Genomic DNA, 18,883 nt, shown 5'->3' on the forward strand with positions numbered 1-18,883 from the left:
GGAGGAATTATCATGAAAAAAGTATTGGTTAATTTTATTCGAAAGCGTCGTAGAAAAGAAGGTTTTACGCTTATAGAAATGGTTCTGGTCTTATTTATTGTGGCAGCCTTGTTACTTATAATTATACCAAACATGTCCGAGCAAACAAAAAATGTAGAGTCTAAAACTAACGCAGCTTTAGTCGAAACGGTTGAAACACAGATGGAATTATATTTACTAGACCATGATGAAGCAAGTGTCACGGCGGAAGTACTAGCAAACGAAGGTTATATCACCAAGGATCAATTAGAAAAATATAATGCTATTCCAAAAGAAGCTGTTACCCCTTAGGAATTATTACGACATCATTTTAAGAGGAGTAGATTTTGATGAAAAAACATAAAAAGAAGTCGGGATTTACTCTTCTGGAAATGATACTTGTTTTATTTGCACTGTCATTATCATTAATACTTGCGGTCCCATATGCAAAAGACGCTATTGTTCGCTATGAATCAAAAGTAATGATGCGTAATGTCATGCAACACTTTGAATACGTGCATAAAATGACAATAGTTAGGAAAGGTATTCATTTTGTGACTTTTTCTGGCAATACAGTGGAATTTCGAGCTGATCTATTACGGCCTTCACCAGGAGATACGACGTTTGTGTTTCCAAAAGAATCGAAGTTTGTGCATTATAAAAGATTTGAGTTTTCCACGTCAGGAACTGTCGGACCACAAACGATAACCTTAAAAACACCAACGAAGTATTATGCAATTGTTTATCAATTTTCCGGAGGGCGTTATGTTATTGAAGAAAAGGAGCCAATTGATTCATAATGCTAATAATAAAAAGGGGAAGCATGGGTTTATGCTCATCGAATCTATCATTGGACTGTCTTTAATGGGGGCTATGGTCCTCCTCCTTGTCATAAACCAGCAGATGCAACTTGAAAACCTGAGACGAAGTGAAAAGGCCTTAAGCCAGAGTCGGGAACAGTTTCATCAATTAAATGCTGTTCAATTTGGAGCAAGCATACATGAAGAGATAGAAATCAATCTGGAAGAAGGCAAATTGGAGGATCAGCGGAATGGTTTTTTCACAGAATTTAAGATTCAAGAATAAATTAAATAGGCGAAAGTTAAAGCTGACAATGTTAAATCTAAATATGTCAAATATGATTAATAAAAGATCCGGATTTACTTTATTGGAAATGGTTTACGGGCTATTTTTCTATGCTCTTGTTCAATTTACCTTTCTGGCTGTTATAGGAACAGAGATGAATATATATAGCCGATATGAAGTAATGACCTACGATGACTTTGATATTTTCTCTAACCAATTTTTGACAGACCATACGCAAACGGAACAAGTTAGATATACTGCAAATACCCTTTCTCTCAAAGAAAATAATAAGGTCGGTACTTACAGCTTTTATAAAGATAGCAATGGGAACTCTTGGATTAGATATTCTTTAAACGGTGGGTACGAGCCACAAATTCCAAACGCTACTGATCTCACGATCCAAGAATTAGATAATGGGAACTTCCTGTTTAAAGTGAGGCTATTCGATGGTAAGGATTATAAAATCCTTTTACCTTTAGTAAAGAAGGGTAAATAATAATGAAAAAAAGTGGTTTTGTCTTATTTACCGCATTAATGTATATGTCGATCCTAACCTTCATTTATTTAGTTAACTTAAATATGTACAGTAGCCAAGTTAAAATGAATGAAGAGATTAACATATCCTATAAAGCACAAATCATGTCTCGCCTGGCGGTGGAGAAAGTGATTGCTGAGAAAGATAAAGTAATGACTAGCCAAATAAGTTTAAAGGATCAGCCGCCTGAGCCGTCAGATAGTAATGAATCGGATACGTCCTCCTTTTTAGTAGAAAGTGATGTAAAACTTTTGCCGGATGAAAACAATGAAATCATAAATAATTCTGATCAAGCTAGTGTTTCAGAAATTGAACCGGATAGTGACGCTGGATCGAGCCNNATTAATTCAGCAACATCAGATCAAGTAAAAGAAGTAGAGGCTGCTACTCAATCCTCAATATCATGGACCGATGGCAAGTGGGCTATGACCTTTGACCAAGGACATGTATCAGTTGAATTAAAAAACAAGGTTTTTAACACAACTGTATTCATTGTAGAAAACGGACGGCAATATAAATATAATAATGTCCCCTATGACCAAAGAAATCAGGAGTAAATAGCTGGGGTACTGGGTATAAAGTGAGCAAGAATGTTGATAGGTACCACGTTGAATAATGCTCAGTTTCATTAAAGACTGATATATGCTATACTTATTGAGCTATAAAAAGTGATTCTATTTAGAGAGATAGATTAGTCAATATGAGGTGAAAAGTTTGGAAAAGAGAATAAGTGCTTTGCAAGAAAGCATGGCAGCTGAAGGTATTAATGCTTACTATGTCACTGACCCATTTAATTTAAGATATATTTCTGGTTTTACTGGCACAAGTGGTACAGCATTAATTACAGCAAATAATGCTTACTTCATCACAGATTTTAGATACCGGGAACAAGCGAAAGCACAGTGTTCTGGATATGAAATTATCATTGCAGGTGGATCTGCAGCGCATACTAGTCCGTTAAGATTCGTTCAATCAGTAATGGCCAACGAAAATCTAGGCCAACTTGGTTATGAAGAAGAATATATGACAGTTGCTAAATTTGATGAGTTAGAAGATATCGTTTCTGCTCGCTTAATCCCAGCATCTGGAATGATTGAAGCTTTACGTCAAACCAAAGACCAAGAAGAAATTGCAATAATTCAACGGGCGTGTGAAATTGCTGATGCAGCTTTCGACCATATCTTAGGCTTTATTCAAGTTGGAATGACTGAAATCCAAGTTGCAAATGAATTAGATTTCTTTATGAGAAGCCAAGGGGCGAGCGGTGTTTCATTTGAGACAATTGTGGCATCAGGCTACCGGTCTGCAATGCCACATGGTGTGGCCTCTGATAAAGTGATTGAAGCAGGCGATATCGTGACTATGGACTATGGTTGCTACTATAAGGGATATGTTTCTGATATCACAAGAACCATTGCAGTTGGTGAACCATCAAGCAAGATGAAAGAAATCTATGATATTGTTTTCCAAGCGAACCAACTAGTCAATGAGCAAGCAAAAGCTGGTATGACTGGTGAAGAAATGGATGCTATCGCACGTGACTTTATAGCTAGCCATGGTTACGGTGATGACTTTGGCCACTCACTTGGACATTCTATTGGTTTAGATATTCATGAGTCCCCAAATGCAAGTATGCATAATAAACAACCACTAAAAGAGTACACGGTTATCACAAATGAGCCAGGCATCTACTTAGAGGGTGTTGGTGGGGTTCGTATTGAAGATGACCTCATTTTGACAGAAGATGGGAATAAAGTTCTTACACATTCTCCTCGTCACTTGATCATCGTGTAATTTTACGTAGATGAAAGAATGCATCCGACTTTTTGAGCCAGGATGCATTTTAATGTGTTATAATTTTAGTGAGATTAAATTTTTTAGGAGATGTAAATATGATTACAACAAACGATTTTAAAACTGGCTTAACTATTCAAGATAATGGTAACTTATTCCGTGTTGTAGAATTCCAACACGTTAAACCAGGTAAAGGGTCTGCTTTCGTGCGTTCAAAATTAAAAAACTTACGTACAGGTGCATTATTAGATAAGACTTGGCGTGCAGGTGAAAAAGTAGAAACTGCTCATATCGAAAATCGTGACATGCAATACTTATACGCTGATGGCGATACTCACGTATTCATGGATAATGAAACATATGAACAAACTGAAATTCCAGCAAACCAAATTCAAGACGAATTAAAATTCATGTTAGAAAACATGGAAGTTAAAATCATCACTTTTGGGACAGAAGTATTAGGTGTTGAATTACCTAAAACAGTTGAATTAGTTGTTAAAGAAACAGAACCTGGTATCAAAGGCGATACTGCTTCAGGTGGGTCTAAACCTGCTACTATGGAAACGGGTGTAGTTGTTAACGTACCATTCTTTGTTAACGCTGGTGACAAATTAGTAATCAATACTTCTAACGGTGGAGAGTACATTTCACGCGCGTAATTTGAGATAAGGAGTGAACGACAATGGCTGATAAAATTGAAGCATATAAGCATAATCAAGTGCAAGCTACCGGTGCAATTGAAATTGCTCCTCAAGTAATCGAAAATATTGCAGCAGCTACTGCCTTACAAAGTAAAGGTGTTCGAGCAATAAAACGTGCTAACAAGACAATTCAAGATGTTTTCCAACGCGATGCCGGAGTAATTCTTTATCAAAATGATCGAAATGAAATGGTATTAGATATGTCGGTAGAATTATATTTTGGAACTGCTGTAATTGCAGTTGCCCAAAATATCCAATCACAGATAATTGACCAAGTGAAGTACATGACAGATATCACGATTGATGTGGTAAACGTTCATGTGACAAACTTGTATATGGAAAAAGCAAGTAAATAAATCGTATTAAGGGGAACAAGTATGAAATTAGGGTTATCACAAATTAGAGAACTCGCTGTATTAATATCTTATGAGCAAGAGTTCAATCCACAACTTTCTTTGGAAAGTGCCTTCAATCATATCTTACAAAATCACAAGAAATTGGGGCAAAAGGTAAGTTTTGAGGAATTAACTGAAGAAGAATTTATTGAGTATGAAAATCATGCAATCAAGTTGAAAGATAGTATTGAGAATTTTTCAGCTAAAAATCATTTTGATAAATTTCCGGATGTTACTGAAGATGCGACTGTTCCCGCTTATTTACGTACATTAGTAGAAGGTGTTAAAGCGAATCGCTTTGAGATTGACCAAATGATCGATAAACATATCCATGGAAATTGGTCAGTGCAACGACTAGAATTAGTGAATCTACAAATTCTACGAGTGGCTGTATTCGAATTACTATTTACCGATGAAGAGACGGTTCCTCGTGTAGTAGCGGTTAATGAAGCGATCGAATTAGCTAAATTATATTCGGACGACCGTGCGCGTAAATTTATTAATGGGATCTTATCAAATGTCTTAGCTGAACTAAAGGCCAATGCCAATGGCGATGTTAAACCAGTAGAAACTGTTGATATTGATCTTATTGAATAAAGCGAGACAGACTTGGGCAGTGAATTGTCAGCTAAATAATCGTGTTGAGTGCAAGATACCGGGACCTGAGTCCCGGTTTTTTTAAATGTATATAGGTATAATTTAATTATATTGCCACTACAAGACTGTTATTATGACTCAAATTTCGATATACTTGTTACATCAGATTATGGATAAGGTGGGCAATTATGATAGAAATTCGTTCGAAAGAATATGTTAAAGTTCAAACTGAGTTATTGAAACAAAGAGTAAGTGAATTAAAAGATAGCGGCATTCACCCTAAAATAGTCATTATTCTTTGTGGTGATGATGAAGCGAGTGCATCATATGCACGAACAAAGACAAGATTTGCTGACAAAATTGGCGTGGCAAACGAATTGATTTCTTGCCCAAGCAATACGACAACAGAAGAATTGTTGGCTGTAATTCAACAATATAATGAAGATAAAACAGTACAAGGTATCATGATTGAAATGCCTTTACCAAAACAAATTGACGTACAAAAGATTAATATTGCGATTGATCCGGATAAAGATTTAGATGCCATTCACCCTGTACATTTGGGGAACCTATTAGCTGGTAATCAAAGCCGGGTACCGAATACACCACTTTCAGCAATTACCTTGATGGATGAAGTGAATACCACTTTTAGAGGTAAACGTGCTGTGATGATTGGCCGGTCTACAATCGTTGGAAAACCACTAGCAGAATTGATGTTACAACGTGGGGCTACTGTAACGCTTGCTCACAGTCAAACGAAGAATATGGCGGAATTGACACGTTCTGCAGATATTATTTGTGTAGCCGTTGGTATTCCAAAATTCTTAACAGAAGATATGGTTTCACCGGGCACGACAGTAATTGATATTGGGACTACTTATGACGAGAATGGTAAAGTTACTGGTGACGTCGATTTTGAAAATGTTGCAGAGAAAACGCATGCCATTACCCCCGTGCCAGGTGGTGTTGGACCAGTCACCAAATTAATGGTATTTAAACAGATGATTGATAGATTAGAGGAAGTGACAGGTATTGTCTGATAAGAATTATTTAACTGTGAGCCAGTTAACGCAATATATTGCCACCAAGTTTGAAAAGGATCCTTATTTACACCAGGTTTATATAACGGGTGAAGTGTCAAACTACCGTAAAAGGGCAAAGCACCAATACTTTTCCTTGAAAGATGATCACGCTGTATTATCTGGGGTCATGTTTGCCAATGCTTTTAACCAGCTGAAATTTGATTTAGAAGACGGAATGAAAGTCCTGGCTATAGGTCGTATCGGTGTTTTTAATGCGACTGGGCGTTATCAGTTGTATATTGACCACCTTGAGCCAGATGGTGTAGGTGCTCTTTACCAACGCTATGAGCAATTAAAGAAACAGTTAACTGAAGAAGGCCTTTTTCAGTTCGATCCGAAGCCAATTCCAAGATTTCCAAAAAATATCGCAGTCATTACTTCACCATCTGGTGCTGTAATTAGAGATATCATAACAACCGTTAAGCGTCGGTATCCAATTGTTCAATTGACCTTGTACCCAACGGCAGTCCAAGGCAAGCACGCTGCAGACGAATTGGTGAAAAATTTAGAACGGGTATCCGCACACGGTGACTATGATACAGTGATTATCGGCCGCGGGGGTGGGTCAATTGAAGACTTGTGGCCATTCAACGAGGAGAAGGTCGTTCGTGCCGTCCGGAAAATAGACATCCCTATTATTTCCTCAGTCGGTCATGAAACAGATACAACTCTCGTTGACTTTGCCAGCGATCAAAGAGCAGCGACGCCAACAGCTGCTGCAGAAATTGCTACACCTGTCTTGTCAGAAGAGTTGATTCGCATTCAAGAATTGCAGGCGCGACTATATAGAGCGCAAGTTAATCGTATAGAATATTTAAAACAGCGATTATTAGAATATCAAAACGCCTATATTTTCCGACAACCGTTGCGTCTTTACGAAGCACACCAATTAAAATTAAAAAACTTACAGGCACAATTGATTCAGTCGCAAGAAAGCTACTTGAAATCACAAAAAGTTGCTGTACAGCACTTAGACCAAAGGCTAAACCAAGCATCACCTGCAATTACATTAGGCAATTACCGGACAAAGTTACACTATATGCAAAACCAATTGATTCATAGCCAAAGCCAACAGGTAAGGTCTAAGGAATATCAATTGCAAAAAGCGATGTCCCGACTAGATCTTTTATCACCCCTAAAACGGATGAGTAAAGGTTTTGCTTATGTGACAAGTAAACAAGAACCGGTAGATTCCATTACAAAAGTGGATATTGGTGATCCATTAGCCATTCAATTAGCGGATGGCCGTATTACCGCGCAAATTACTGGAACAGACAAAAAACAATTTTCTAAAATAAAAGGAGAATCATAAATGGCTATCGATACCTCAAAACTATCGTTTGAAGAAGCGTTAGAAAAACTTGAAGCAATTGTCAATCAATTACAATCTGGCGATATCAAATTAGAAGAATCAATGGACGCTTTTCAAGACGGCATGATTTTAAGCAAATATTGCAGCCAAACTTTAGAAAACGCTGAAGAAACAATGACAAAATTGATGACAGAAAATGGTCAATTGGAACCATTTGAAGAACCATCGAGTCAAGGTGACCAGTAATGGATGCAACAATTTTTATGGAAAACCAATTACCAGTCTTAGACGAAGCTATTCTGAAGTCTGTTGACCAATTCGGTCACGCCCAACCTGGTCAATTAAAAGAATCAATGGTTTATTCATTAAATACGGGTGGAAAACGCATCCGACCAATGTTATTGTTGGCTACTTTAAAAGCGCTGAACGTTGACCTCCAAATTGGCTTGAATACTGCTATTGCCTTAGAGTATATCCATACATATTCTTTAATTCACGATGACCTACCAGCAATGGACAATGATGATTACCGTCGGGGCAAACTAACTAACCATAAAGCCTTTGATGAAGCGACAGCTATCCTTGCTGGTGACTCATTGCTAACAGATTCATTTGCTTTAATCGCAAATGACTCAAAGATCGAAAACACACAAACGAAAGTAAACTTAATTGCGGAATTGTCTAAGGCAGCCGGGTCTACCGGTATGATTGCCGGACAAGTCCTGGACGTTAATTCTGAAGGCAAACAAATTGATTTGCAATCATTACAAGATATTCACAAGCGCAAAACCGGTGAATTAATTCGCTATGCTATTTTTGCAGGGGGACAAATTGCTCAAGCTTCTAGTGAAGTAGCTGCATTATTAGATGATTTCGCTTGGACATACGGGATCGCTTACCAAATTCAAAATGACTTACAAGAAGTGATGTGGACGGATGAAGCGCGAGGTAAATTCAACCATTCAGATGCAGATCTTGATAAAAATACTTACCCATCATTAATGGGTACTAATGGTGCCTTGAGCGCTTTATCTGATAAAATAGAATCATGCAAAAGTTTATTAAATCAAATTCAAGCAATTCAACCAACGTTTGACGTGGAATTGTTAGCTGGTTTCTTGAAATTCCTAAAAATTTAATTGAAAAAGGGGTGAATTAATGGATAAAGAAAGAGCAGATATTTTAGTCGTTCGCCAAGGATTAGCGGATTCGCGTGAAAAGGCCAAGCGTTTTATTATGGCTGGACAAATTTATACTGAAAAAGCTTTACGGGTAGATAAACCGGGTGAAAAGTTACCAGTAATGACGCAATTGACTTTAAAAGGGGAAGATGTGCCATTTGTATCTCGTGGTGGTTTCAAATTAGTTAAAGCCATGGAGTCTTTTGACATCGACTTTACGGAGAAGAAAGTGCTAGACATTGGCTCATCAACTGGTGGATTTACAGATGTTGCCTTGCAAAATGGGGCTAGTATGTCGTACGCCCTGGACGTTGGGACCAATCAGTTAGACTGGAAATTGCGTTCTGATGACCGGGTTGTGGTGATGGAGCAAACAAATTTTCGTTATTCGAAGCCTGAAGACTTTGTAGCCGGACAACCAGATATCGCAACGATTGATGTATCCTTCATCTCTTTAGATTTGATTTTACCGCCTTTGCGCCCAATCCTTAAAATCGATGGACAAGTGGCTGCATTAGTAAAACCACAGTTTGAAGCTGGTAAAGATAAAGTTGGTAAAAAAGGGATCGTTCGAGATAAGAAAGTCCATAGAGATGTGATTGAACATACCATGCAAACAGCAATTGGACTTGGTTACGATGTTTCAGGTTTAACTTATTCACCGATTACTGGTGGTACTGGGAATATCGAGTTTTTAATGCTATTAACGAATACAGAAGGTGAGCCTGGCCAAATAGATTCCGCAATTGATATTGACGCGGTCATCGAAGAGGCACATTCAGTATTTCATTAACGGGAGTATCTATAGTATTAGATAAGGGGAGAGATGTAAATGCTTCAGCATCTTACGATTAAAAATTTTGCGATTATAGAAGATTTAACAATTGATTTTGATTCAGGCATGACTGTCCTAACTGGTGAAACAGGTGCCGGGAAGTCTATTATTATTGATGCTGTTGGCTTGTTAGTCGGTGGGCGTGGGTCAACGGATTTCATTCGCTATGGTAGCGAGAAATTTGACCTACGAGGGATCTTTTACATGCCCGATTTATCCGAAGAAGGTCGCAATATGTTGGCCGATAATGATATTCCTTTTGATGATGCCCAATTGATGATTGTCCGTCAGTTAGATACTAATGGGAAGAATACGATTAAAGTTAATGGCGTATCCATGACTGTTAGCATGCTCAAGGCTTTAGGGACACACATTGTAGATATCCATGGGCAAAATGAGCACCAATCTTTAATGAACACCAGCAATCATATTCATTTGCTAGATCATTTTGCCAAAACTGAAATCGCCCCTAAACTAGCTAGCTACCAAGAAGCTTATGCAGCTTACCAAACTGTGAAAAAGCAATTGGATAGCCAAAATTTAAATGAACAAGAAGCTGCCCAACGCGTTGATTTACTAAAATTTCAAATCAATGAAATTGAATCTGCGAATTTACAAGTGGGTGAAGACCAAGCTTTAATTAGCGAACGTGATCAATTGCAAAATTTTCAAAAAATTGCTGATGCTTTAGGTGCAAGCAATAATTTGCTATCTAATGCAGATTTGAACATTATCGATCTAGTCGGTCAAGTCATTAGTGAACTTGAAATCATCCGCGATTTTGACACGACCTATAGTGATTTTTATGAACAAACAACAGGGACTTATTATGCCTTACAGGATTTAGCCTCTAGTATTTCAGACCAAGTAGATCAACTGCACTATGATCCTAATCGTTTAGATGACATTATTGAACGATTAGCGGTATATAAAAATCTGACTCGTAAATATGGTGAAGACACTGAATCCGTGTTAAATTATTTGGATACAGCAAAAGAAGAGTTGAAACAAATTGAAAACCGCGAGTCGAATCAACAAAAATTAAAAGATGCGGTAAAAGAAGCGCAAGCAAATGCATTGGCTTTTGCAGAAGACTTATCTAAGAGTAGAAAATCTGCGACAGCAGGTTTAGTGAAGGCCATTGAAGGACAAATGCAGGCCCTTTACATGGAGAAGGCTAAATTCCGGGTGGATATGTTAGCACTGGATGAATTAGGACCCTATGGGATGGATGACGTGGCCTTTATGATTGCCACTAATCTTGGTGAGCCATTTAAGCCGCTGGTGAAGGTCGCTTCAGGCGGGGAGTTATCTCGGTTGATGTTAGCAATGAAAACTATTTTCCAAAATGCATCAGGGGTGACAGCAATTATCTTTGATGAGGTGGATACGGGGGTATCTGGACGTGTGGCACAGGCTATTGCAACCAAAATGTTTGAAATTGCCCTTAAGGCTCAGGTATTATGTATTACGCATTTACCGCAAGTAGCCTCGATGGCAGACCACCAATTGTTCATCTCTAAAGATGAAAACAGCAACCGTACCTACACAAATGTACGATTACTAACAAATGAAGAGCGGATAGACGAAGTCGCAAGAATGCTGACGGGGTCTAATATTACGGCAGTTGCAAAGCAAGCAGCGGCTGAACAAATTGAAGAGGACCGACAATTTAAAGCGAACCTTCGCTAATAACAGGAGGAGTGGGTGGATGAAGCCTAAGATGATAGTAATAGCTGGGCCTACGGGTGTAGGTAAGACCAGTTTATCTTTAAAATTAGCCACAGCATTTAATGGTGAAATTATTAACGGTGATTCCATGCAAATCTACCAAAATTTAAATATTGGCACGGCGACACCGACTGAAAGTGAGCAAGCTGAGGCAGTGCATCATTTAATTTCCTATGTTAAAGTAGACGAAGAATATTCAGTTTCCCGCTTTAAAGAGGACGCTACGTCGGCTATGGAGGCGATTTTGGCAAAAGGAAAAGTCCCTATATTAGTTGGGGGAACGGGTTTATACCTAGAATCCTTTATATATGACTTAACCTTAGGTGGTAAAGATTTGGAACATCCTGAATTTCGTGCGCAAATGGAAATGTTGGCGCAAATGGAAGGAAATGAAGCAGTCTACCGGAAATTGGTTGACTTAGACCCTAAAGCAGCATACCAAATTCACCCCAATAATTTACGTAGAGTCATTCGGGCTTTAGAAGTTGGGACTTTTTCGGACCGGCTGTTTTCAGACCAATCGGAAACGCATGCAAATCATGTGTCGCCTTATGATTTGTTGATTATCGCTTTAAATACGGACCGACAAGTCTTATACGAAAGAATCAATATGCGGGTCGATGATATGGTCAACCAAGGGCTTATTGAAGAAACGAAATGGTTGTTGGCACAAAAATTAGCTGAGGATCAACAATCAATGAAAGCTATCGGCTATAAGGAATTATTTCCTTATATTCGAGGTGAAATGCCACTTGAATTAGCGCTAGAAGATTTAAAGCAAAATTCAAGACGGTATGCCAAACGACAAATAACATGGATCAGAAATCGATTAACAGATGCGCATTGGCTAGATTTAGTGACGCATCCTGAGAATTTGCAGCAGGTATTAAAGCTAGCAGAAGATTTTTTGAAAGCGACTAGTTTGCCTTAATTTAGATTTTCGGTTCAGAAGGAGGAAGTATGCAAAAAGTTTTATTAGCAGCAGTTCAGACACCTGACACCAGTGACCGACAATTTGATATGCAAATTGAAGAGTTAGAGGAGTTAGTGAATACGGCAGGGGGAGAAGTGGTTGGACTCGTTTCACAAAAACGGGAAAGATTTGATGCCAGAACCCTAATTGGTAAGGGGAAAGTGGAAGAATTGGCTATGCATGCAGATGCAAATGAAGCTGATTTAATCATTTTCTACCAACAGTTAACGCCGTCACAAAATAACAACCTACAACTGGCAGTAGATTTCCCAGTGATTGACCGGATTCAATTAATTTTGGATATTTTCGCTATGCGGGCAACTTCAAAAGAAGGTAAGCTACAGGTTGCTTTAGCGCAGAACGAATACCTATTACCGCGTTTGGCAGGGAATTATATTGCCCTATCTAGACTTGGTGGGGGGATTGGGACGAGAGGTCCTGGTGAAACGAAAATTGAGCAAGATCGTCGGGTGCTTCGTAATGAGATTCAACGCATTAAGGGTGAGTTGAAAGAAGTTGAGAAACACCGTAGTCGGACTCGTGAGAACCGGGAAAAGGGCGCCATTTTCCAATTGGGCTTAATTGGCTATACCAATGCAGGCAAGTCAACAATTACAAACGCCTTGTCCCAAGCGGATACCTTGGAAGAAAACCAATTATTCGCCACCTTAACACCCCTAACACGGGTATTTTCACTCAACAATCATTTCCAAATGTCCATTACGGATACGGTAGGATTTATACAAGATTTACCACCACAAATTATCGATTCATTCCATTCAACCTTGGAAGAAAGTCGTCAGGTGGATTTGATGTTGATTGTGATCGACGCGTCATCACCGTATGCAAGCGAGCAGGAAGCGGTCGTCCTAGATACCTTGAAGCAATTAGACATGCTGGATATCCCACATTTATTTGTTTATAACAAGATGGATAAAGTGGCAAATACCAACCAGGCGATCTTGGCCTTTAATCAGCCAAACGTGCAGATTAGTGCCAAGTCTGAAGAAAGCATTGAAGAACTGTTAGCAGCCATCGTCAATGAATTGAAAGACCAATATGATGAAGTTGAAATTGCTGTTTCACCGAGTCAAATCGGTAATTGGTTGGGACTGCAAGACCATATTTATTTTGAAAAGATGGAATTTGACGAAGTGTCTCAGCAATATGAATTGCATTTATTTAAACCCAAATATTTACAATTGCCTAAGTCTGAGTAAAATGCACTTGACAGACATTGTTATCTTGGTATAAAATTTAATAGTTGTCATCTAAATATGACGGCTTTTGTTAGGATAGCTCAGCTGGATAGAGCAACGGTCTTCTAAACCGTAGGTCGTGGGTTCGAATCCCACTCTTAACATTAAGTGAAAACCGCTATATATCAACATTTAAAGTGTTGATATATAGCGGTTTTTTGTTGAAAAATACGTTTAACCAACTAGTAGGGCTAAAAATGAATGAATTAAAAAATGTTTTTAGTGGTGTTTTTGTATATTTTTAGTTACATGAGCATAAATATTTAATATAGTTTGGAAAATGGCGCTTTCTATTTTTTGATATTTTGCGTTATTGGTCTTTTTGACTTCTTTCTCTTTGATAGCTTATATTATTTCTGCTAATCACAGTGTCGCTAATGGTAAATACTTATCATCATCATATCAATAACAATTTACTATCAAGTTTGTAGCAATCAAATTCTCAATTATTTATTAGTCTATTGGTAATAGGTATGTAGAAAATTCTTTCAATTAAAGTTCATTATTCTAATAAGCGATTTGCTTTTAGATTAGAACAAAGAACAATCTGTGTCGAATGGAATTGATAAAGAATTTGATAGCTAATTAAAACGATAATCTTTTTTCTTGACACGCGATCATTTTAGGCATGTCTACTTATGTGATGTCTAAGAAACAAAATTACAGAAACGTATACCTTCCACAAAAAGGTTATTTTGCCCAAAATCTATGCAAAGAAAAAAACAAGTAAAGAGTGGTGTATGATTCGATGCACTGTATTTTATAAAAAATTGTAGACTTGCCTAATTAGAAACAATCTTTTTTATTAGAAAATAAAACATGAAAATATATTCTCTCTAAATGATCTTCAAATATACAGAGATGAATCCCATATTTAAATTCAAAAATAGCATAATTTGTAAGGAATTGATTCGAATCAACGTGCATTTCTTACAGATTGTATTGTTTTGTTCATTTTCCTTGTCACATCAATATGGTTATGCAGGGTGGTTTGTTATAATGAAATTGTAGAGGTAGGCAAATTTTACTAGAGTGTAATCTTGTATTCATGAAATAGTTAACGTTTTGTAAAGATACGACATTTAAGGCTTGCAATTTGATTTGTTATGATAAAATAGTTATAAGATAAATGGGAGGTAGGACCATGAAAAAAGTATATTCATTTTTAGGTATTTCTTTATTAGCTTTATCATTAGCGGCTTGTGACAATGTCGATTCTGCATTGGGTATGTATTCAGATGAAACGTCGTCAAGTGAAGAGAGTGCATCCTCTTCAATATCGTCTGAGAGTGCTTCTTTAAATGTGGTAGAATCTGACAGTACATCTTCAAGTAATGTGTCTGCGGATGCTGATTCAGAAGCATCAAGCGAAGATACTACAGCGTCAAGTGATGAAACAACACAATCTTCGGAAGAAGTTGTGGCGGATTCATCGGTAGCGAGTGAAGCTGCAACTGCGCAAGCGATGACGACTGAAGAGATTGAATCTTCTATCATTGCAGCAGAAGCTGAAAAAACTTCACCGTCTTCAGAAGTAGTACCATCTAGCGAAGTGGAAGATCAAGGGACTTACGCAAGTTCTAGTCAACCAGAAGGTAACCAAGGGGCTTTCGATAATACACGTGCGCGTGAATTATTGGCTGAAGCAGCACCTTTAATTTCTGCACATTCTCAAGGTGCATACCAATCTGACGAATATTTCTTCTTACCAACATTGGTAAATGAAGATTTAGCACAAGTAGATGTTTACCGTCAATCTCCTGATGGACAAGGGCATACAAACCTGATTGCAACTTACCGTTATGATGCTTATTCAGGTACTTTAATGGTGATGGATGTTGTGAGTGGTACTTGGCAAAATACGGGACAATAGAATCGCTTAGTGCATACAAATAAATTTAAGGCTGGTGATTTTAATTGATGCTAAAGGGTATATAGCATTCGATTTCAACCACCAGTTTTTTATTTGCTTTAAATCAGGAAGAAAACTTGTTAAATACCCCTAAATTAAGTAGTATTAAGAGTAAAGAAGTGAGGTGGCAAGAGTGAAAGAAAAATTGAAAGATCGTATTATTCCAATGACCTTAGCCTCGGTTAATCAGGCCAATATCGCTGGTAGTGCTGCAGAAATGTCTTATTACTTTCTACTATCTCTGTTTCCACTATTAATGATGATTGCCAATATAATTCCGATGTTACCATTTGATCCGGATTCAGTTATTGGACTACTTGAAACGTTATTGCCTGACCAGGTGGAGCCTATTATTGTGCCTACTTTGGAGTCTTACCTAACATCAGACACTACAGGTGCGCTTTCAGTTTCCTTCATATTAATTCTATGGTCAGGGTCTACTGCTTTTGGAACAGTGCAAAATATTTTAAACCGAACTTACGGCATCACAGACAAGCCAGACTTTATAGTTTCTAGGCTATTTTCATTTGCCATTGCCTTTGTATTGGTCTTGTTTGCGGTAGCTTTGAGTGTTCTCTTCGTATTTGGGCAGACACTTTTAGAAGCGGTAAACCAATTTATAGACGTGCCAATGCAATTGTTTGATATTTTTACCAGTGTAAAATGGCCAATTCTATTGCTTGTTTTGATTATGGTATTTACTTTTATCTACCAATTCATTCCGCATCACAAGTATCCGATTAAGTTCGCGGTACCAGGAGCGATTGTAGCAACACTGCTTTCAGCTGTTCTATCGGGTGGATTTTCATTTTATGTGAATAATTTTGGTGGTTCGTCAGTTTCTAACGGGACTATTGGGGTATTCATTGTATTAATGATCTACCTTTGGTTAACATCTATCGTGTTGATTGCAGGTGCCATGATTAACCATATTATTTACCGTTTAAACAATGTGGAAGAGTTTATCGATTCGAGTCCAAATTACCATACAACAACATCTGCGAGTTTCCCTTTTATGGATAAAAAGACGATCGCATTAGGTACATTAAAGCGTCAACCAGGAGACATCATTATTGCAGATAATCCTGCGCGACCACAAGGAAATAGAGATTAAAGGGGCGCATTATTTTGGAAAAACGTTCGTCAAATCGGCGATTAAAGAAGAAACCAACGAGTAGAGTTGATATCACTATCGTCATATGCGTCATGTTGTTAGCTTTAGTGAGTATCGTGACTATTTTTTCAACGACATATTTACAATATGATTCAGGTTCTTATTCCCAAACTATTATGCAAATAGCTTGGTTTGCGGTCGGGGCTGTAGCGGCAGCTGTTGTGATGCAGCTTGACCGGAAAACCTTGTATCACTTTGCACCGGTAGCTTACGGGTTCGGGCTAGTTTTACTCGTATTAGTATTGATTTTCTATGACCGTGAATTAGCCGTGACCAATGGGGCGCATTCATGGATTACCATTGGACCGTTATCTCTTCAACCTTCAGAGTTAATGAAGGTTGCTTATATCATCATGATGGCTTATTTAGTTCAAGGCTACAATGATGAAGGCCGTCGTCTTGGTATTGAAGACATGGTCATGATGGAACGAGTTAAATTTGATGCGAGATTCTTATTAAAAATTACTTTATGGACTATCCCACCGGTTGCTTTAATCATTGCACAGAATGACTTGGGGACAACCTTGGTATTCTTAATGATGTTTATCGGTGTCATATTCGTTTCAGGAATCACCTGGTATATTATTTTACCTGCATTCCTATCATTTGCAGTTATCGCCTTAATATTGATTATCTTGGTAGTCTATCAACGGGATTTACTATATGCATTAGGCTTCCAAGACTACCAATTTGCCCGTATCGATTCATGGTTAAATCCATTCGGTAATTCGGCTAATGAATCTTACCAGTTAGCGCAAAGTTTGAAGGCAATAGGTTCGGGAGGCCTTCTTGGAAAAGGGCTTGGTCAATTCCAAGTTCACGTCCCAGTTCGAGAGTCGGATATGATTTTCTCTACTATCGGTGAAAACTTTGGTTTCCTAGGGTCAAGTTTTGTCATCTTATTATACTTCATCTTAATATTCCAAATGATTTCAGTGGCCTTTAGAGCCCACGACGCCTTCTATGCGTCAATGGTTTCAGGGGTAGTCATGATGTTCACCTTCCATATCGTCGAAAATATTGGGATGTCTATCGGGCTTTTACCGCTGACAGGTATTCCATTACCGCTAATTTCGGCGGGTGGTACTGCCTTACTCACGAGTATGCTAAGTATTGGTTTAATATTGTCAATCAAATACAATGAGGGCTTGAATGATGAGCACTTAAGCAAGAATCCGGTTGTGAAAGCCATTCGCTGGGTCAACCGTTTAATACCACAAAATTTGATTGATAAACTAACCTAATTTTTGAATAATTTTAGAGGTGAATTGCATGCATAAAGTTTATAGTAAAGAGGGCTTGTACCTTGAAGAGCAAGCTGACGGCACAGTTCGTATCGGCCTTTCTTCTTACGGTTCAGATGCAGTTGGTGAGGTTTCCTACTTCGCCTTCTTCAATGATCGTGAGTTAGTTGCGGGTGAGCCATTTTTCTCAGTGGAAGGGTCTAAAGCTGTCACAGACATGCTGGCTCCAATCTCAGCAGATATTGTTTCGAAAAATGAATCATTAACGGACCAACCTGAATTGCTGAATGAAGATGACGAAAGCCTTAAATGGTTGGTTGTCACAAAAAGCAATCACGCAATCAAGTGGTCGGAATTCTTATCTGAAGATCAACCGATTGAAAACTAAATAGACAAAAAAGAACTGGACCTCTTAGCCAAACATGCGGCTTTAAAAGGTCCATTTTTTTAATATGCAATAGCTGCTAAATTGCTAGATCAATGAAAAGAAGTAGGCAATTTCTTCGATGGTATATTTCTTATTGTACGCTTCAAATTTAGCCAAGAAATTGATGACGGCAGAGGCCTTCAAATCATTGGCTAATTCATCATATTTACTAGGAATTTCCATTTGTCTCACATCGGTTGGGAAATTTTCTTTAACAGACTTGGTCATTTTATGGACGAAGGAGGGGTCGCCATTTTCGCCTAAAAGGATGCTTGATCGGGTAGTATCTTTGGAAAATTTGTTCAGAATATAAAAAAGCACCTCGTATTTACTTGTTTGAGCGAACAACTCTTCAACTTGACCAATAGCCTCGTTTTTTAAATTATCGATAATTTCATTTTCGATTTCTTCAACCACGGCGTATTTATCATCAAAATAACGGTAGAAAGACGACCGGTTTAGATCAGCCTCTTTGACGATATCTTGAATAGTGATGCTGGTGAAGGGTTGGGCTTCCATTAATTTTAGAAGGGATGATTTGATGTTTTCGCGTGTTTGTAATGATTTATTGCTTATAGTCATTTATTCGTCCTTTGCCAATTTTTAGGGCTCTACAATATATAGGAC

General features: G+C 38.0%; 21 protein-coding genes and 1 tRNA gene. 21 read left to right on the plus strand and 1 reads right to left on the minus strand.

The window, feature by feature from the left end:
* Nucleotides 1-12 precede the first annotated feature (12 nt).
* The 21 genes from comGC to B2V22_RS05745 all read left to right on the plus strand — a co-directional run bounded on the left by comGC (nucleotide 13) and on the right by B2V22_RS05745 (nucleotide 18,217).
* Entirely contained in the window at nucleotides 13-330 is a 318-nt protein-coding gene (gene comGC / locus B2V22_RS05640) for a competence type IV pilus major pilin ComGC (RefSeq protein WP_290490975.1), read from the plus strand.
* Nucleotides 331-368: 38 nt separating this feature from the next.
* The gene (locus B2V22_RS05645; RefSeq protein WP_290490976.1) at nucleotides 369-818 is read left to right on the plus strand and encodes a prepilin-type N-terminal cleavage/methylation domain-containing protein; all 450 of its coding nucleotides are present in this window, start codon (nucleotides 369-371) and stop codon (nucleotides 816-818) included.
* A complete protein-coding gene (locus tag B2V22_RS05650) occupies nucleotides 784-1,104 on the plus strand; it encodes a type II secretion system protein (RefSeq protein ID WP_290490977.1) in 321 nt (106 codons plus the stop codon). Before B2V22_RS05645 ends, B2V22_RS05650 begins: the two co-directional genes overlap by 35 nt.
* The gene (locus B2V22_RS05655; protein WP_290490978.1) at nucleotides 1,070-1,600 is read left to right on the plus strand and encodes a hypothetical protein; all 531 of its coding nucleotides are present in this window, start codon (nucleotides 1,070-1,072) and stop codon (nucleotides 1,598-1,600) included. Before B2V22_RS05650 ends, B2V22_RS05655 begins: the two co-directional genes overlap by 35 nt.
* Before the next feature lie 753 nt (nucleotides 1,601-2,353).
* Nucleotides 2,354-3,433, plus strand: coding sequence for a M24 family metallopeptidase (locus B2V22_RS05665; protein WP_290490980.1), 1,080 nt, complete (start codon nucleotides 2,354-2,356; stop codon nucleotides 3,431-3,433).
* Nucleotides 3,434-3,531: 98 nt separating this feature from the next.
* Nucleotides 3,532-4,092 (plus strand): elongation factor P, encoded by a 561-nt coding sequence (efp, locus tag B2V22_RS05670; RefSeq protein WP_290490981.1) that lies wholly within the window; start codon nucleotides 3,532-3,534, stop codon nucleotides 4,090-4,092.
* Between the two features lie 23 nt (nucleotides 4,093-4,115).
* Nucleotides 4,116-4,490, plus strand: a complete 375-nt coding sequence (locus tag B2V22_RS05675) for an Asp23/Gls24 family envelope stress response protein (protein WP_290490982.1) — start codon at nucleotides 4,116-4,118, stop codon at nucleotides 4,488-4,490.
* 21 nt (nucleotides 4,491-4,511) lie between these two features.
* Nucleotides 4,512-5,126 (plus strand): transcription antitermination factor NusB, encoded by a 615-nt coding sequence (nusB, locus tag B2V22_RS05680; RefSeq protein ID WP_290490983.1) that lies wholly within the window; start codon nucleotides 4,512-4,514, stop codon nucleotides 5,124-5,126.
* A gap of 188 nt (nucleotides 5,127-5,314) precedes the next feature.
* Complete coding sequence (locus B2V22_RS05685; protein WP_290490984.1) at nucleotides 5,315-6,166, plus strand: bifunctional 5,10-methylenetetrahydrofolate dehydrogenase/5,10-methenyltetrahydrofolate cyclohydrolase; 852 nt, start codon at nucleotides 5,315-5,317, stop codon at nucleotides 6,164-6,166.
* The gene (gene xseA, locus B2V22_RS05690; protein ID WP_290490986.1) at nucleotides 6,159-7,520 is read left to right on the plus strand and encodes an exodeoxyribonuclease VII large subunit; all 1,362 of its coding nucleotides are present in this window, start codon (nucleotides 6,159-6,161) and stop codon (nucleotides 7,518-7,520) included. The genes B2V22_RS05685 and xseA overlap by 8 nt, the downstream gene beginning before the upstream one ends.
* Entirely contained in the window at nucleotides 7,521-7,766 is a 246-nt protein-coding gene (locus tag B2V22_RS05695) for an exodeoxyribonuclease VII small subunit (RefSeq protein WP_290490987.1), read from the plus strand.
* Nucleotides 7,766-8,659 carry a polyprenyl synthetase family protein gene (locus tag B2V22_RS05700; protein ID WP_290490988.1) on the plus strand — a complete coding sequence of 298 codons (894 nt, stop codon included), beginning with the start codon at nucleotides 7,766-7,768 and terminating at the stop codon, nucleotides 8,657-8,659. Before B2V22_RS05695 ends, B2V22_RS05700 begins: the two co-directional genes overlap by 1 nt.
* A gap of 19 nt (nucleotides 8,660-8,678) precedes the next feature.
* On the plus strand, nucleotides 8,679-9,494 hold the full coding sequence (locus B2V22_RS05705; RefSeq protein WP_290490989.1) for a TlyA family RNA methyltransferase: 816 nt from the start codon (nucleotides 8,679-8,681) through the stop codon (nucleotides 9,492-9,494).
* Between the two features lie 39 nt (nucleotides 9,495-9,533).
* On the plus strand, nucleotides 9,534-11,228 hold the full coding sequence (gene recN / locus B2V22_RS05710; RefSeq protein ID WP_290490990.1) for a DNA repair protein RecN: 1,695 nt from the start codon (nucleotides 9,534-9,536) through the stop codon (nucleotides 11,226-11,228).
* Between the two features lie 19 nt (nucleotides 11,229-11,247).
* Nucleotides 11,248-12,198 (plus strand): tRNA (adenosine(37)-N6)-dimethylallyltransferase MiaA, encoded by a 951-nt coding sequence (gene miaA, locus B2V22_RS05715; RefSeq protein ID WP_290490991.1) that lies wholly within the window; start codon nucleotides 11,248-11,250, stop codon nucleotides 12,196-12,198.
* A gap of 29 nt (nucleotides 12,199-12,227) precedes the next feature.
* Nucleotides 12,228-13,460, plus strand: a complete 1,233-nt coding sequence (gene hflX / locus B2V22_RS05720) for a GTPase HflX (RefSeq protein WP_290490992.1) — start codon at nucleotides 12,228-12,230, stop codon at nucleotides 13,458-13,460.
* Between the two features lie 69 nt (nucleotides 13,461-13,529).
* Nucleotides 13,530-13,603: transfer RNA gene (locus B2V22_RS05725), tRNA-Arg, on the plus strand.
* A gap of 1,040 nt (nucleotides 13,604-14,643) precedes the next feature.
* The gene (locus B2V22_RS05730; RefSeq protein ID WP_290490994.1) at nucleotides 14,644-15,372 is read left to right on the plus strand and encodes a hypothetical protein; all 729 of its coding nucleotides are present in this window, start codon (nucleotides 14,644-14,646) and stop codon (nucleotides 15,370-15,372) included.
* Between the two features lie 172 nt (nucleotides 15,373-15,544).
* Nucleotides 15,545-16,525 carry a YihY/virulence factor BrkB family protein gene (locus B2V22_RS05735; protein WP_290490996.1) on the plus strand — a complete coding sequence of 327 codons (981 nt, stop codon included), beginning with the start codon at nucleotides 15,545-15,547 and terminating at the stop codon, nucleotides 16,523-16,525.
* Nucleotides 16,526-16,539: 14 nt separating this feature from the next.
* Nucleotides 16,540-17,829, plus strand: coding sequence for an FtsW/RodA/SpoVE family cell cycle protein (locus tag B2V22_RS05740; protein WP_290490998.1), 1,290 nt, complete (start codon nucleotides 16,540-16,542; stop codon nucleotides 17,827-17,829).
* 28 nt (nucleotides 17,830-17,857) lie between these two features.
* A complete protein-coding gene (locus B2V22_RS05745) occupies nucleotides 17,858-18,217 on the plus strand; it encodes a glycine cleavage system protein H (RefSeq protein WP_004262291.1) in 360 nt (119 codons plus the stop codon).
* An 84-nt stretch (nucleotides 18,218-18,301) separates the two neighbouring features.
* On the opposite strand, the gene B2V22_RS05750 is transcribed toward B2V22_RS05745, so the two are convergent.
* The gene (locus tag B2V22_RS05750) at nucleotides 18,302-18,838 is read right to left on the minus strand and encodes a TetR/AcrR family transcriptional regulator (protein WP_290491001.1); all 537 of its coding nucleotides are present in this window, start codon (nucleotides 18,836-18,838) and stop codon (nucleotides 18,302-18,304) included.
* Between the last annotated feature and the right edge of the window lie 45 nt (nucleotides 18,839-18,883).

It is taken from the genome of Aerococcus sp. UBA6277, assembly GCF_002440555.1.
In the GTDB taxonomy this organism is placed as follows: domain Bacteria; phylum Bacillota; class Bacilli; order Lactobacillales; family Aerococcaceae; genus Aerococcus.

Coding starts and splice junctions, on each gene's coding strand:
- comGC (WP_290490975.1), top strand. CDS start 13: ATGAAAAAAGTATTGGTTAATTTTATTCGAAAGCGTCGTAGAAAAGAA.
- B2V22_RS05645 (WP_290490976.1), top strand. CDS start 369: ATGAAAAAACATAAAAAGAAGTCGGGATTTACTCTTCTGGAAATGATA.
- B2V22_RS05650 (WP_290490977.1), top strand. CDS start 784: ATGTTATTGAAGAAAAGGAGCCAATTGATTCATAATGCTAATAATAAA.
- B2V22_RS05655 (WP_290490978.1), top strand. CDS start 1,070: ATGGTTTTTTCACAGAATTTAAGATTCAAGAATAAATTAAATAGGCGA.
- efp (WP_290490981.1), top strand. CDS start 3,532: ATGATTACAACAAACGATTTTAAAACTGGCTTAACTATTCAAGATAAT.
- B2V22_RS05675 (WP_290490982.1), top strand. CDS start 4,116: ATGGCTGATAAAATTGAAGCATATAAGCATAATCAAGTGCAAGCTACC.
- nusB (WP_290490983.1), top strand. CDS start 4,512: ATGAAATTAGGGTTATCACAAATTAGAGAACTCGCTGTATTAATATCT.
- B2V22_RS05685 (WP_290490984.1), top strand. CDS start 5,315: ATGATAGAAATTCGTTCGAAAGAATATGTTAAAGTTCAAACTGAGTTA.
- B2V22_RS05695 (WP_290490987.1), top strand. CDS start 7,521: ATGGCTATCGATACCTCAAAACTATCGTTTGAAGAAGCGTTAGAAAAA.
- B2V22_RS05700 (WP_290490988.1), top strand. CDS start 7,766: ATGGATGCAACAATTTTTATGGAAAACCAATTACCAGTCTTAGACGAA.
- B2V22_RS05705 (WP_290490989.1), top strand. CDS start 8,679: ATGGATAAAGAAAGAGCAGATATTTTAGTCGTTCGCCAAGGATTAGCG.
- recN (WP_290490990.1), top strand. CDS start 9,534: ATGCTTCAGCATCTTACGATTAAAAATTTTGCGATTATAGAAGATTTA.
- miaA (WP_290490991.1), top strand. CDS start 11,248: ATGAAGCCTAAGATGATAGTAATAGCTGGGCCTACGGGTGTAGGTAAG.
- hflX (WP_290490992.1), top strand. CDS start 12,228: ATGCAAAAAGTTTTATTAGCAGCAGTTCAGACACCTGACACCAGTGAC.
- B2V22_RS05730 (WP_290490994.1), top strand. CDS start 14,644: ATGAAAAAAGTATATTCATTTTTAGGTATTTCTTTATTAGCTTTATCA.
- B2V22_RS05745 (WP_004262291.1), top strand. CDS start 17,858: ATGCATAAAGTTTATAGTAAAGAGGGCTTGTACCTTGAAGAGCAAGCT.
- B2V22_RS05750 (WP_290491001.1), bottom strand. CDS start 18,838: ATGACTATAAGCAATAAATCATTACAAACACGCGAAAACATCAAATCA.